This is a genomic window from Herbaspirillum sp. (assembly GCF_035644555.1).
Lineage (GTDB): Bacteria > Pseudomonadota > Gammaproteobacteria > Burkholderiales > Burkholderiaceae_D > Herbaspirillum.
Genome location: NZ_DASQOH010000049.1, coordinates 1 through 13846, shown reverse-complemented (window position 1 = coordinate 13846; position 13846 = coordinate 1). Strand labels below are relative to the sequence as shown.

12 protein-coding genes are annotated in these 13846 nt (G+C 64.4%); 10 read left to right on the top strand and 2 right to left on the bottom strand.

The window, feature by feature from the left end; all coding sequences use genetic code 11:
• Positions 1-320 precede the first annotated feature (320 nt).
• Positions 321-1250: a LysR family transcriptional regulator gene (locus VE092_RS12880; protein ID WP_006463247.1), complete on the top strand. Its 930-nt coding sequence runs from the start codon at positions 321-323 to the stop codon at positions 1248-1250.
• Positions 1251-1397: 147 nt separating this feature from the next.
• Here VE092_RS12880 and VE092_RS12875 read toward each other — a convergent pair whose 3' ends face one another.
• A complete protein-coding gene (locus VE092_RS12875) occupies positions 1398-2456 on the bottom strand; it encodes a porin (RefSeq protein ID WP_077237749.1) in 1059 nt (352 codons plus the stop codon).
• Between the two features lie 299 nt (positions 2457-2755).
• On the bottom strand, positions 2756-4309 hold the full coding sequence (locus VE092_RS12870) for a PAS domain-containing sensor histidine kinase (protein WP_324877297.1): 1554 nt from the start codon (positions 4307-4309) through the stop codon (positions 2756-2758).
• A gap of 154 nt (positions 4310-4463) precedes the next feature.
• Between VE092_RS12870 and VE092_RS12865 the strand changes: the two genes are divergently transcribed.
• The 9 genes from VE092_RS12865 to VE092_RS12825 all read left to right on the top strand — a co-directional run.
• Positions 4464-5624: an acyl-CoA dehydrogenase family protein gene (locus VE092_RS12865; protein ID WP_324877295.1), complete on the top strand. Its 1161-nt coding sequence runs from the start codon at positions 4464-4466 to the stop codon at positions 5622-5624.
• 71 nt (positions 5625-5695) lie between these two features.
• Positions 5696-6067: a hypothetical protein gene (locus VE092_RS12860; protein ID WP_006463243.1), complete on the top strand. Its 372-nt coding sequence runs from the start codon at positions 5696-5698 to the stop codon at positions 6065-6067.
• 2 nt (positions 6068-6069) lie between these two features.
• On the top strand, positions 6070-6813 hold the full coding sequence (locus VE092_RS12855) for an SDR family NAD(P)-dependent oxidoreductase (protein WP_102661222.1): 744 nt from the start codon (positions 6070-6072) through the stop codon (positions 6811-6813).
• Positions 6814-6909: 96 nt separating this feature from the next.
• Positions 6910-8073 (top strand): ABC transporter substrate-binding protein, encoded by a 1164-nt coding sequence (locus VE092_RS12850; protein ID WP_324877291.1) that lies wholly within the window; start codon positions 6910-6912, stop codon positions 8071-8073.
• Positions 8074-8204: 131 nt separating this feature from the next.
• Positions 8205-9239, top strand: coding sequence for a branched-chain amino acid ABC transporter permease (locus VE092_RS12845; protein ID WP_102661224.1), 1035 nt, complete (start codon positions 8205-8207; stop codon positions 9237-9239).
• Complete coding sequence (locus VE092_RS12840) at positions 9236-11098, top strand: branched-chain amino acid ABC transporter ATP-binding protein/permease (RefSeq protein ID WP_324877288.1); 1863 nt, start codon at positions 9236-9238, stop codon at positions 11096-11098. The genes VE092_RS12845 and VE092_RS12840 overlap by 4 nt, the downstream gene beginning before the upstream one ends.
• Complete coding sequence (locus VE092_RS12835; RefSeq protein ID WP_324877286.1) at positions 11088-11837, top strand: ABC transporter ATP-binding protein; 750 nt, start codon at positions 11088-11090, stop codon at positions 11835-11837. Before VE092_RS12840 ends, VE092_RS12835 begins: the two co-directional genes overlap by 11 nt.
• A 22-nt stretch (positions 11838-11859) precedes the next feature.
• A complete protein-coding gene (locus VE092_RS12830; RefSeq protein ID WP_324877284.1) occupies positions 11860-12924 on the top strand; it encodes a 2-dehydropantoate 2-reductase in 1065 nt (354 codons plus the stop codon).
• 302 nt (positions 12925-13226) lie between these two features.
• A partial coding sequence (locus tag VE092_RS12825) for a class II aldolase/adducin family protein (protein WP_324877282.1) occupies positions 13227-13846 on the top strand: 620 nt, incomplete at its 3' end.

The window sequence follows — 13846 nt, the reverse complement described above, 5'->3', positions numbered from 1 at the left end:
GGCAGGCAAGGGCGGCCTGCTGCTGCAGGGCCGCCAGGGCGGCGCTGCCGGTGCGCTTGCGCAGGGGCAGGGAAGAAGAAGCTGGCTGAGGTGTCATGGTGCATCCATTCAAATGGTGCCGTGCAGGCTGACGATGGTCGTCGGGCGCTGGATGCAGGCGGTTTCCTTGGCTGATGCGATGCATTTTAAAAGTCACCTTAAAATAGATCAAATTGATGTAAAATATTTTTCACATAAGTGGCATGGATGTTGATCGATCTCCTGCCACTGCACGTTCATTCGCGTTTTTCTGCCCTCACGGGCGCTCACCGGAGACTGCCATGGCCACCTTCAACAACATGGACCTGAACCTGCTGCGGGTCTTCCAGGCCATCGCCGATGAGCGCAGTCTGACCCTGGCCGGCAATCGCCTGCACCTGTCGCAGCCGGCCGTGAGCTATGCGCTGGGGCGGCTGCGGCAGATCTTCGATGACCCCCTGTTCATCCGCACCAAGGAGGGCATGCAACCCACCCCGGCCGCGGTAGAACTGTCCAAGCCCATCAATCGCGCCCTGCAGGCGGTGCAGGATGCGCTGCGTTATACCGAGCGCTTCGACCCCGCCGCCAGCACCCGGGTGTTTCGCGCCTCCATGACCGACGTCGCCGAGATGATGTTCCTGCCGCAACTGTGCGAACTGTTGACGGCCCAGGCACCGCATACCCGGCTGCAGGTGGAGCAGGTACCGCCGGCCCATCTGGAAGAGGCACTGCGTACCGGCCAGCTCGACTTCGCCTTCGGCAACCTGCCGGCCCTGAAGGCGGTGACCTGCCATGAACTGCTGTTCCGCGAAACCTATGTCTGCATGATGCGTCGTCGTGAAGGCCTGCCCGCACGCGATCATCTGGAGCTGGACGAATTCCTGGCGCTCTCGCACGTGCTGGTGGAGTCGGCCGAAAGCAGCCACCATCAGGTGGAAAACTCTTTCCGCACGCTGGGCGTGCAGCGCAAGATCAACCTGTCCATTCCGCACTTCACGGTGCTGCCGCGCATCCTCGGCAAATCCGATCTGGTGGCCACCGTGCCGGCGCGCATCGCCAAGCTGTTCCATAGCGAACATCCGGACGTCTTCCTCTCCTACGAACTGCCGGTGAAGCTGCCCACCGTGGACATCACCCTGCACTGGCACCAGGCCTTCGATGCCGATGCCGGCAACGGCTGGCTGCGCCAGATCGTCATCGACATGCTGCAGAGCTACGGCCGCAGCAGCTGAAGCTGCCGATACTTCGTATACCTCGGCATAACGCCGTAATGCAGAAGGCCCGCCAGAGCGACGGGCCGTTCTCTCCTGCGTGCGGGAGGACCGCCGGATGTCGGCAGCGGCCCTCCCTTCCTCAAGCCATCGATCGCGTGGCGTGACTCAGAAGCGATGACGCATGCCCAGGCGCACGCCGGTCTGGTTGCCGGTCGAGGACTGGATGCCGCCGCCGAAGACCGGATAGGCGTTGTAGCCCTTGTCGCGGTCATACACGGCGCCCAGGTACAGGTCGGTACGCTTGGAGATCTTGTAGTCGACCGTGGCCACCAGCGCCTGGGCATTGCCCACGCCCTGGTTGCGTTTCTGGAACTGGTAGGCAGCCGCCAGGTCCCACAGCGCCGTCAATGCATAGACCGTACCCAGTTCATAGGTGGTGGCCTTGGCATTGGTGCCGGTGTTCTTGACCTGGGTGATCACGCCGAAGGGCGTGAAGGCGCCGATCTGGTAACGCGCGCCGAGACCGTACATGCGGGTCGAGGCGGTGCCGGTGGCGTTCTTGATGTCGGTGTAGGACAGGGCGCTGCTGAAGGGGCCGTTGTCGTACTGGCCGGTGGCGCTCAGGGTGCGGTTGGCGGTGTTGTCGCCAGCCACTTCGCCGAAGCCGTACATGGCACCGAAGCTGAAGCCGCTGAACTTGGCGCTGTTGTACTTGATCGAGTTGTTGGTGCGGTCACCGGCATAGATGTGGTTGTTCAATGCCGTGCCGTGCGCCGCATCGGCGTGCAGGCCCCAGCCGAAGGAACCGGCCGGCGATAGTGCGCCCATGGCGTACTGGCCACCGAGGTTGGCCATGAAGTCGTATTGGCGACCCACGCTGACCGAGCCCCAGTCCTTGCTGCCCAGGCCGACGAAGGATTGGCGACCGAACAGCAGGCCGCCCTGGCCCAGGCTGCCGTCATCGGCGCCGAAACCGGTTTCCAGGGTGAAGAAGGCGTTGAGGCCACCACCCAGGTCTTCGGTCCCCTTGAAGCCGATGCGGCTGCCCTGGGCGATGCCGCTGTCCATGCGCAGCAGCGAAGCGCCACCGCCGCCGGTCTTGACCGCGTTGGAGTAATAGGTCAGACCCAGATCGATCAGGCCGTAGATGGAGACGCTGCTCTGCGCATGCGCCATCCCCGTGCCGGCCGCGAGCATGGCGGCGACCAGTAGTTTCTTCTTCATGTGACAAGGCTCCCTGTGGTGTTGCTGTGTGATGTCGCGGTCTCGTCCCTGAACGAGGACCGGTGGAGTGCATGACATTTCGTCATGTGCCCCCATCATAGGAAGCGCATTTGCGCGAGATCAAATTGATGCGCCGGATAGATGGAATAAGCCCGATTCATGCATGGCGCCGATAAGCGGTGTACTCTCGAATCCGGTGCATGAAACACCATTTTCATGGCCGATTCATGCATGGCCTCCCCACGCGAGTGCGCCCGATCACCAATGCGGCGCGCCGGCGGGCAGGCATAAAGGAATCTTTAGTTGTGGTGTTCGGCCAACGGAAGCGTGAAGCAGAAGCGCGTCCCGCGCACTTCGCCATCAACCTCCCCGGGCTGCGCCCAGATATCACCGCGATGGCGGGCAATGATGTTCTTGCACAGCGCCAGGCCGATGCCATTGCCGCTGACCTTGGAGGAGAAGAAGCCGTCGAACAGTCGCTCCCGATGGCCAGCATCGATGCCACGCCCTTCGTCGGCCACCGTCAGCAGCGCATTGCCGGCGCTGCGCCGGGTACTGATGCGCACATGCCTGGCGCCTTCGGGGAACTCGACCATTTCTTCGATGGCATTGAAGGCCAGGTTCAGGACCACCTGGCCGATCAGGACCTTTTCGCAGCTGACCATCAGCGGCTCCTCGCAGGGCGCGAATTGCAGATGCACCTTGCCCTCGGCGGCCTTCATCTCGATGAACCAGCGCACTTCCTCCAGCACCGCGTTGAGGTCGATCAGGGCTTCGCTCTGTTCCAGCCGCACTACGTATTCGCGCACGCTCTTGATGATGGTGGCGGCATGATCTACCTGCCGCCCGGCGCTCTCCAGGCCCCAGACGATCTGCCCGGCATGCGGGCGCAGGGCCTCGTTCTGCTGCAGGCGCAGTACCGAACCTTCGAGGAAGTTGCGGATCGCCGCCAGCGGCTGCGACAGTTCGTGGGCAATCGCGGTGGCCATCTCGCCCATGGCATTGTGGCGGGCCAGGTATTCCAGCGCGGCCTGGTCGCGCCGCCGGGCCTCCTCGGCCTCGACCTGCTCGGTAATGTCGCGGAAGTGCAGCAGATGGCCCTTGAGGTCGTTCTCGATCTCGATATAGCGGCATACCGCATGGTGCCAGCGCACCAGCCCATCCTTGCGCACCACCTGGTAGCGCAACGGGAAGCTGATCGCGTCCGGCAGCGCCAGGGTCAGCAGTTCCAGCAGTTCATCGCGTGAGTCCGGCAGGCACTGCTCGACAAAATTCTTGGGCGGGTTCTGGCCCGGTCGCACCCCCAGCAGCTTGCGCCCGGCATCGCTCAGGTATTCGATGCCGCCATCGGCGCGCAGCACCGCCACGCCCTCGTCGGAATCCTGCATGAATTCCTTGAGACGGCTCTCCAGCTTCTTCATCTCGCGCCGTATCTGTTCCTCGCGGGCGATATCGCGGAACTGCACCATGATCACGTCACGCTCGTTGAGCGGCACCAGGGTGGCGATGGCCTCCGACATGATCTCGTCACCGTTCTTGGCGCGATAGCACCACTCGACCATGTTGCTGCCGTGGAGCACGGCGTCGTGCAGCCACTTGCGGCCGATCTCGCGGCGGTATTCGTGCGACTGGCGGCTCATGTCCGGCGCCTTCAGCGGCAGCAGCTCTTCCAGCGTGAAGCCCAGCACCTTGCAGGCCGAGGGATTGGCCCAGAGGATGGACTTGGTCTGGGCGTCGTGCAGGATGATGCACATGGGCAGCACATCCATCATGCGACGGAAGTCATCCAGGCCGAAGCGGATGGCGTCGTCCTGTGCGCCGTCCTGTGGCATGGGAGCAGGGTGGTCTGGCATTGGGTTCTCGCTGGTCATCGGGAATGAGGTCTAGGGGTTTTCTTTAGCGGCCTTCTCCTCATCCCCTAAAAAAGCTGCAGCGGTCCCGATTGAACCGGGAAACGCCGCTCCCTACACTCGACTTCATTCTGATGCAAGCCACCTGGAGAATGCAATGTCCGTGATGGAGAAACCGGCCGCCCTGGCGGCCCGTGAAGAAGATGCGCTCACGCCGCTGCTGGCGGAGATCCGCGCACGCCGCGATGAGTTCGCGGCCCAGCGTTTCGTGCCCAAGGATTTCATCGCGCAATTGAAGAAGGTCGGCGTCTATCGCGCCGCCACCCCGCAATGCTTCGGTGGCAGCGGCATGTCGCCGATGGCTTTCCTGCAGCTGGTGGAACGTATTTCCGAAGCCGATGGCTCGGTCGGCTGGGTCGCCAGCTTCGGCTCGGCCTCGGTCTATCTGGCGGCCCTTCCCAAGGAGACCCAGGCCAAGCTCTACGCCAACAGCCCCGACCTGACCTTTGCCGGTGGCCTGTTCCCGATCCAGCCGGCAACCCAGGTCGAAGGCGGCTGGATGGTCAATGGCACCTGGAAGTTCGCCAGCGGCAGCAAGGGCGCCGACATGCTGGGCGTGGGCATCGGCGCGGCCGTCCCCGGCCAGGCCGGCTCCAAGCCGCGCACTGCGGTGCTGCCGCCGGACCAGGTCGAGATCGTCGACAACTGGGACGTCATGGGCTTGCTCGGCACCGGCAGCCACGACCTCAAGGTCAGCCAGCAATTCGTACCCGATGAATGGACCTTCATCCGTGGCGGCGTGCCCACCATCGATGAGCCACTGTACCGCTATCCCACCATCGCCTATGCCGCGCAGGTGCTGGCGGTGGTCAACCTCGGCGTGGGCCGCGCCGCCATCGACGAGATCAACCAGATGTCCGGTGGCCGCGTGGCCATCACCGGCGCGCCCAAGCTGGCCGACCGTTCGTATGTGCGCATCGAGGTGGCCAAGGCCGAAGCCAGGCTGCGTTCGGCGCGCGCCTTCCTGTATGACGCCACCAGCGAGGTTTGGGAATCCATCCTGGCCGGCGATCCTGTCACGCCCGAACAGGTCAGCCTGCTGCGCCTGACCGCAGTAGAGATCGCCAAGGTCGGCAACGAGGTGGTGCAAGCCATGTTCGGCCTGGCCGGGACCACCGCCATCTACAGCAACCATCCCTTGCAGCGTTACCTGCGCGACGCTGCCGTGGTCAAGCAGCACGCCTTCCTGGGCGAGGGCATCTATGATGGGGCCGGTGCGGTCACGCTGGGCGTGCCGCCGATGCCGGGTTTCCTGTGAAGCCCACCCTTGCCCTCTTCCCTGTTGTACAGGCCATTTTTTGAACGCCAAGTTTTCAGCCCGGAGCCTCCATGAGCCAAATCCCAAGCAATGATAAAGAACCACTGCGCGTCCTCTTTTGCGTCGGCGTGACGCAGAACTTCTTCGACCTGCCCGCCACCGATACCGGTCCGGTCTGGCAAGCCTATGGCCAGATGATGACCGCGCTGGCCACCATGGACGGCATCAAGGTATTGGGCACCATGGATGACGACCGCCTCATGGTCGGCAAGTCCGACGACGCGCCCTGGACCTTCTACATCATGGCCGACGTGGCCGACCTGGATACGGTGGTGGCCGCCTGCAACCTGTTCCGCACCACCATGGTGGGTGAACATCGCCTCTGGAAGTACGGCAAGATCGAAGCCCGCGTGGGCCGTGCGCTGATCATCCAGGGCGCCTGAGCATGGACAAGAAGATTGCCCTGGTCACCGGCGCCGCGCGCGGCCTCGGTGAAAGCATCGCCCGCAAGATGCACGCTGCCGGATACAAGGTGGCGCTGTCGGATATCGACCTGGAGCACGTCTCGGCCGTGGCTGCCAGCCTGGACGCCAGCGGCGCCACGGCCATGCCGCTGGCGCTGGACGTGCGGCGCAAGCCCGACTTCATCGCTGCCTGCGACGCCATCGAATTGCGCTGGGGCGGTGCGGCGGTGCTGGTCAACAATGCCGGCCGTTCCCGCGTGGCGGCACTGATGGAGATCACTCCCGAGGAGTGGGACGAGGTCACCGCCATCAACATGAAGGGCACATTTCTTGCATGCCAGGTGTTCGGCAAGCGCTTCGCCGAGCGTGGCTACGGTCGCATCATCAACATCGCCTCGCTGGCCGGGCAGAACGGCGGCACCGCCACCGGCGCGCACTATGCGGCCGCCAAGGGTGCCGTGCTCACGCTGACCAAGGTGTTTGCACGCGAGCTGGCCGGGGCCGGCGTGACGGTGAACGCCATCTCGCCCGGTCCGCTGGACCTGCCCATCGTGCGTGAAATCGTCCCGGCCGACAAACTGGCTGCGACGATCGCCACCATCCCGGTCAAGACCCTGGGCGAACCGGATTTCATTGCCGATGCGGTGCTGCTGCTGGCCTCGCCCGAAGCCGGGTCGGCCACCGGTGCCTGCCTCGATATCAACGGCGGTCTGTACATGCGTTGACAGACGTCGCCCCTGCTTTGATGTCACATTGCTGTCCTCAGATCGATGGCGGAGTGGGGAAGCCCGCCATCATCTCAACCACCAAGGGAAAAACACATGCTGCACAAACGCTTGATTGCCACGGCCGCGCTGGCCGCCTTCGGCACCATCGCCAGCCTCGCCGGCAATCCCGCTTTCGCACAGGTCAAGATCGGGGTCGTGACCTCCTCCACCGGGCCGGTCTCGCTGGTGGGTATTCCGCAGAAGAACACGGTGCCGCTGCTGCCCACCAAGATCGGCGACCTCAAGGTCGAGTACATCTCGCTGGACGACGCCAGTGATCCGACCAAGTCGGTCACCGAAATCAAGAAGCTCATTTCCGAATACAACGTCGATGCCATCATCGGCCCCAGCGGTTCGCCCAATGCCATGGGCGTGATCTCGTTTGTCGCCGAAGCCGGGGTGCCGATGCTGGCGCCGGTCGGCACCGCCGCCGTGGTGCTGCCGATGACCGAACCGAAGAAGTGGGTCTTCAAGACCACCCAGAACGATGACCTGATCGCCAAGGCCCTGGTGGACCAGATGGTCAAGACCAAGGTCAAGACCGCCGGCTTCATCGCCGTCAACGATCCCTTTGGCGAGAACTGGGCCAAGGTCTTCACCGAACTGGCCGGCAAGAACGGCATCAAGATCGTCGCCAACGAGCGCTACCAGCGTACCGACACCTCGGTCACCGCGCAGACCCTGAAGATCATCGCCGCCAATCCGGATGTGGTGCTGGTGGCCGCCCCGGGCGCCGCCACGGTGCTGCCGCAGACCACGCTGTTCGACCAGGGCTACAAGGGCAAGATGTACCAGACCCACGGTGCGGCGCTGCCGGCTTTCCTGCAACTGGGCAAGAACAAGGTGGAAGGCACCATCCTGGCGGCCAGCCTGATGCTGGTGCTGCCGGAGATCGCCGACAGCAACCCGTCCAAGAAGGTCGCCACCGAGTACATCGAGGCCTACAAGAAGATGTACAACACGGTGCCCGCCACCTTCGGTGCCAACGTCTATGACGCCGGCCTGCTGCTGGAAAAAGCCATCCCCGTCGCCGCCAAGAAGGCCAAGCCGGGCAGCAAGGAATTCCGCGCCGCCCTGCGTGATGCACTGGAAAACACCAAGGAAGTGGTGGGTACCCAGGGCGTCTACAACATGAGCCCGGCCGACCATAGCGGCTTCGACGAACGCGGCCGCGAGCTGATCACCGTCAAGGGCGGCAACTGGACCCTGCTCAAATAATAATCACGTCGTACCTCCGCCTTCTGCCGCAAGCAGGAGGCGGAGTGCTCCACCTCCACACGCATCCCGAACCCGGCGCTTCGTCCCTGGCCTGACCCCCACGCGCGCGCCGGCTCCACAAGGAAGTCGCAATGAATCTCCAAATCGTGGCGCTCCTGGGACAGGACGGCATCACCAACGGCGCCATCTATGCGCTGCTGGCGCTGTCCATCGTCCTGGTCTTCACCGTCACCCGCATCCTGCTGATACCGCAGGGCGAATTCGTCTCCTTTGGCGCGCTCACCATGGGCATGATGCAGAACGGCCAACCGCTGACGGTGGCCTGGCTGCTGGTGGCCATGTGCCTGGGCGCCTGTGTCTTCGATCTCTACGACATGTGGCGCAGCAGCCGTCGCCGCCCCAGCCTGTGGCTGCCGGCCAAGCTGGTCTATGCGGCCGTGGTGGCCGGCGTGGCGCTGTCGGTCAACTTCACTACCCTGCCCATGCTGGTGCAGGTCCTGATGACCCTGCTGCTGCTGGTACCGATGGGGCCGCTGATGTACCGCATGGCCTTCCAGCCCATCGCCAGCGCCTCGCCGCTGGTGTTGCTGATCGTCTCCATCGCCGTGCACGTGGCGCTGGTGGGCGTGGCGCTGCTGGTGTTCGGCCCCGAGGGCGCGCGTACCGCACCCTTCACCGAGGCCGCGCTGGAGGTCGGCAGCTTCCGTTTCTCCAGCCAGGCGCTGTGGGTGATCTGCGTGTCGCTGCTGCTGATCGTGGGGCTGTTCCTGATGTTCGAACGCACCCTGTATGGCAAGGCCCTGCGCGCCGCCGCCCTCAATCGCATGGGTGCACGACTCATGGGCATCTCACCGGTCTTTGCCGGCAAGGCCATGTTCCTGCTGGCCTCCTTGATCGGGGTGATGTCGGGCGTGCTGATCGCGCCCATCACCACGATCTACTATGACTCCGGTTTCCTGATCAGCCTCAAGGGCTTCGTCGGTTCCATCATCGGCGGACTGGTCAGCTATCCGGTGGCCGCAGTGGGCGCGCTTGCCATCGGCCTGATCGAATCCTTCTCCACCTTCTGGGCCAGTGCCTACAAGGAAATCATCGTCTTCGTGCTGATCATCCCCATCCTGTTGTGGCGTTCCCTGTCCACCCGTCATGTGGAGGAAGAAGAATGAAAGCGACTTCCTCCCGCCTCTCTTCCAGGGGCGCATTGGCGATCTTCGTGGTCCTGATGGCCGTGGCGCCGTTCGTACTGCCACCGTTCTACATGACCCTGCTCAACAACATCGGCCTGGCCTCGCTGGTGGTGCTGGGACTGGTGCTGCTGACCGGCGTGGCCGGCCTGACCAGCTTCGGCCAGGCCGCCTTTGTCGGCCTGGGTGCCTATATCTCGGCTGCGTTGTCGGCCAAGGTGCTGCCGCTGCCTGATGCGCTGCTGTGGATGCAATCGCCCTGGGTGGCCCTGGTGGTGGCCCTGGTCCTGACGGCGCTGCTGGCGCTGGCGGTGGGCAGCGTCACGCTCAAGCTGTCCGGCCACTACCTGCCGCTGGGTACCATCGCCTGGGGTATCAGCCTGTATTTCATCTTCGGCACGCTGGAGAGCATGGGTGGGCAGACCGGCATGTCCGGCATCCCCTCCATCGCCCTGTTCGGTGTGCCGCTGGCCTCGGACCGCGCCATGTTCGGCCTGATCTGGGTAGCCGTGCTGCTGGGCGTGGCGGCGCTGAGCAATCTGCTGGATTCGCGCGAGGGTCGCGCCATCCGCGCCCTCAAGGGTGGCATCGTCATGGCCGAAGCCATGGGCATCAATACGGCCCGCATGCGCATCGTGGTGTTCGTCATCGCGGCCGTGCTGGCGGCGCTCTCGGGCTGGCTGTACGTGCACATGCAGCGCTTCGTGAACCCGTCGCCGTTCGGCCTGGGCTTCGGTATCGACTACCTGTTCATGGCCGTGCTCGGTGGTGCCAGCCATGTGTGGGGCGCGGTGCTTGGCTCGGCCCTGATCGTGGTTCTCAAGGAATGGCTGCAGGGTCTGCTGCCGGTACTGCTGGGTCGCTCGGGCAACTTCGAGACCATCGTCTTCGGTCTCCTGATCGTGGTGCTGCTGCAGCGCTCGCGTGACGGCGTCTGGCCTTACCTGGCGCGCCTGGTGCCGGTACGTACGCGCCGCCTGCAGATCGATGCCCAGGCCGAGGCGCTGCCGCGTCGCGCCATGCCGGCTGCCCACGAGGTGGTGCTGGACGTGCGCAACGTCACCCGCAAGTTCGGCGGACTGGTGGCCAACAACGACATGAGCCTGAAGGTCATGGCCGGTGAAGTGCTGGCCCTGATCGGCCCCAATGGCGCCGGCAAGTCGACTTTGTTCAACCAGATTTCCGGGGTGGATACGCCGACCTCGGGCAGCGTGCAGTTCCGTGGTCATGAAGTGACCGGTCGTGGCTCGCGCCACATCGCCGGGCTGGGCATGAGCCGCAGCTTCCAGCACGTACGACTGATGTCGCGCATGACGGTGCTGGAGAACGTGGCCATCGGTGCCTACCTGCGCGGCCAGCGCGGTGTGCTGGCCTCGATGCTGCGCCTGGACCGGCAGGAAGAGGCACGCATCCTGGCCGAGGCCGCGCGCCAGATCGAACGCGTGGGCCTGAAGGCGCAGATGTACGAGCAGGCCGGCTCGCTCTCGCTGGGCCAGCAACGCATCCTCGAAATCGCCCGTGCCCTGGCGGCCGACCCTTGCCTGTTGCTGCTGGATGAGCCGGCTGCCGGCCTGCGTCTGGGCGAGAAGCAGGCCCTGGGTGACCTGTTGCGCAAGCTGCGCAGCGAGGGCATGGCCATCCTGCTGGTGGAACACGACATGGACTTCGTCATGGAGCTGGTGGACCGCATCGTGGTGATGGACTTCGGCCAGAAGATCGCCGAAGGCTTGCCCGAAGAGATCCAGAACAACCCCGCCGTGCTGGAAGCCTATCTGGGCGCGGCTGATGAAGAAGCGATTCCCGACACCGCGCTGGCGGCAGGAGCACACCATGGGCAATAAGGTATTGGAAGTCCGCGACCTGTCGGCTGCCTACGGCCGGGTGCAGGTCCTCTCCGGCATTGACCTGTCGGTGGAGCAGGGCAAGATCGTCACCGTCATCGGCCCCAATGGCGCCGGCAAGACCACGCTGCTTTCGGCCATCATGGGCGTGCTGCCCTCGCGCGGAGCGATGGCCTTCGATGGCGTGATCCGCCATTCCCCGGAAGTGGAAGACATGGTCGCTGCCGGCATGACCCTGGTACCGGAGAAGCGCGAACTGTTCGCCGAGATGAACATCGAGGACAACCTCATGCTGGGCGCCTTCCAGCGCTACCGCACGGGTCAGCGCGACCACGCGGCCACGCTGGAAGAGGTCTATACGCTCTTCCCGCGCCTGCGTGAACGGCGCACCCAGCACGCCGGCACGCTCTCAGGTGGCGAACGCCAGATGCTGGCGGTGGGCCGCGCCCTGATGGCCAAGCCGCGCCTGCTGATGCTGGATGAACCCAGCCTGGGGCTGGCACCGCTGATCGTGCGCGAGATCTTCCGCATCATCGCCGAGCTGCGCCGGCGCGGTGTGTCCATCCTGTTGGTGGAGCAGAACGCCCGCGCCGCCTTGCAGGTGGCCGACTACGGTTACGTGCTGGAAAACGGCGAAATCCGCATGCACGGCCCGGCCAGCCAGCTGGCCCATGACCACCGCGTGATCGAGGCTTACCTGGGCTTGTCCGGCAAGCACCAGGACAAGCTGGCCGGTTGAAAATTCTTGTTGAGCCCATGCCATGAGTAACGACCCTGCAGACACGACCGTTTCCACTTCCCCGGCACCGCTGCGTATCTGCATCGCCGGTGCCGGCGCCATCGGCGGCACCCTGGCGGTGCGTCTGTCGGCGGCCGGCCACCAGGTCAGCGTGCTGGCCCGTGGCCAGACGCTGCAGGCCATCCGTGAGGGCGGTCTGACCCTGCACGACCTGCATGGCACTGCGCACGCCCGTCCGGCGGCCGATGATCAACCATCCTTCGGTATCCAGGACGTGATCTTTTTATGCGCCAAGAGTCAGGACATGTCAGCCCTGTTGCCGCAGATCGCGCCACTGGTGGGCAGCGAGACGGTGGTGATCCCCACCAACAACGGTGTGCCGTGGTGGTATTTCCACCGCGAGGGCGGACGCTTCGATGGCGAGACCGTCAAGGCGGTCGATCCGGATGGGGCGCTGTCCCGCGCCGTGCCGCTGGCGCAACTGATCGGCAGCGTACTCTTCATCACGGCCGAGGTGGAGAGCCCGGGCGTGATCCGTTCGGTCAATCCCCACCTGATGGTGTTGGGCGAGCCCTCGGGGGAGATGAGCGAGCGCCTGCTGCGGGTAAGGGCGGCCGTCGAGGCAGCCGGCATCGAGGCCCGCGCCACCGACCGCATCCGCGACAAGCTGTGGACCAAGATCATCGCCAACATCAGTACCAATCCGCTGTCGGTCATCACACAAGGTACGCTGGAGCAGTTGTATGGCCTGCCGGAGCTACGCGAGGTGGTCAGCCAGATCATGCGCGAGACGCTGCTGGTGGCCTCCAGTTACGGAGCGCGGGTGGATATTGATCCGCTCACCTTCCTGCAGCTGGGCGAAGCCATGGGGGCCTTCCGCACCTCCATGCTGCAGGACCTGGAACGCGGCCGTCCGCTGGAGCTGGCAGCCATCGGCGATGCGGTGCTGGAGATGGCCGGGCGCTTTGCCATCCCCATGCCGATCACCCGCGCCATCGTGTCGCTGGCGCGGTTCCGGGGCGAGGCGGCGCGGCAGCAGAGGGCGCAGCAAGACAACAACCCGCTGCCCGCCGCCAAGGCAGCGTGAGCGGGAATCCCCGGCCACCGTCCGGGCCGAGTAGCCGCGCAGCGGCGTATCGTAGACGCTTCAGCGTGAGCGGAAATTCCCCGGCTACCGTCCGGACTGAGTAGCCACGCAGCGGCGTATCGAAGATGCTTCAGCGTGAGCGCGAATTCCCCGGCTACCGTTCGGACTGAGCAGCCGCGCAGCGGCGTATCGAAGACGCATTGACGATGAACGTGCCTTCGATACGGTCCTGCGGACCTACTCAGTCCGAACGGTCCTCGCTATTTTCAGAGAACGTCGTTTTCGATTAAGGAGTTCCATCAATGAATATCATGCAATACAGCTACGGCGCAGATAAGCCGTCCCACTGCAGCGACCAGGAATGGGCGCTGCGCATCCAGCTGGCCCATTGTTATCGCCTGGTCGATTACCTGGGCTGGACCGAGATGATCTTCAACCACATCTCGGTGCGGGTGCCGGGGCCAGAGCATCACTACCTGGTCAATCCCTTCGCCCTGAACTACAACGAAGTGACGCCGGCCAATCTGCTCAAGGTCGGCCTGGACGGTCAACTGGCCGAGCCATCCGACTACAAGGCCAACCCGGCCGGTTTCGCCCTGCACAGCGCCATCCACGGCGCCCGCGACGACCTGCGCTGCGTGATCCACACGCATACCACGCCGATCTCGGCGGTGACCATGAAGAAGAGCGGTTTCGAGCATAACGACTTCTACGGCGCGCAACTGTTCGGCCGCATCGGCTATCACGAGTTCGAAGGCATTACGCTCTTCGCGGAAGAAAAGGAGCGCATGCTGCAAAGCCTGGGCCAGAAGCACATCCTGGTCCTGCGCAACCACGGCGTGGCAGTGTGCGAGAGCGATATTGAACGCGCCTTCTTCCTGCTGTGGACGGTGCAGCGCGCTGCCGAAATCCAGGTGGCGGG

Excerpts from the sequence above, each read along its gene's own strand:
- VE092_RS12875 (WP_077237749.1), bottom strand. The coding sequence starts at position 2,456 with ATGAAGAAGAAACTACTGGTCGCCGCCATGCTCGCGGCCGGCACGGGG.
- VE092_RS12880 (WP_006463247.1), top strand. The coding sequence starts at position 321 with ATGGCCACCTTCAACAACATGGACCTGAACCTGCTGCGGGTCTTCCAG.
- VE092_RS12855 (WP_102661222.1), top strand. The coding sequence starts at position 6,070 with ATGGACAAGAAGATTGCCCTGGTCACCGGCGCCGCGCGCGGCCTCGGT.
- VE092_RS12865 (WP_324877295.1), top strand. The coding sequence starts at position 4,464 with ATGTCCGTGATGGAGAAACCGGCCGCCCTGGCGGCCCGTGAAGAAGAT.
- VE092_RS12870 (WP_324877297.1), bottom strand. The coding sequence starts at position 4,309 with ATGCCAGACCACCCTGCTCCCATGCCACAGGACGGCGCACAGGACGAC.
- VE092_RS12850 (WP_324877291.1), top strand. The coding sequence starts at position 6,910 with ATGCTGCACAAACGCTTGATTGCCACGGCCGCGCTGGCCGCCTTCGGC.
- VE092_RS12860 (WP_006463243.1), top strand. The coding sequence starts at position 5,696 with ATGAGCCAAATCCCAAGCAATGATAAAGAACCACTGCGCGTCCTCTTT.
- VE092_RS12845 (WP_102661224.1), top strand. The coding sequence starts at position 8,205 with ATGAATCTCCAAATCGTGGCGCTCCTGGGACAGGACGGCATCACCAAC.
- VE092_RS12835 (WP_324877286.1), top strand. The coding sequence starts at position 11,088 with ATGGGCAATAAGGTATTGGAAGTCCGCGACCTGTCGGCTGCCTACGGC.
- VE092_RS12830 (WP_324877284.1), top strand. The coding sequence starts at position 11,860 with ATGAGTAACGACCCTGCAGACACGACCGTTTCCACTTCCCCGGCACCG.
- VE092_RS12840 (WP_324877288.1), top strand. The coding sequence starts at position 9,236 with ATGAAAGCGACTTCCTCCCGCCTCTCTTCCAGGGGCGCATTGGCGATC.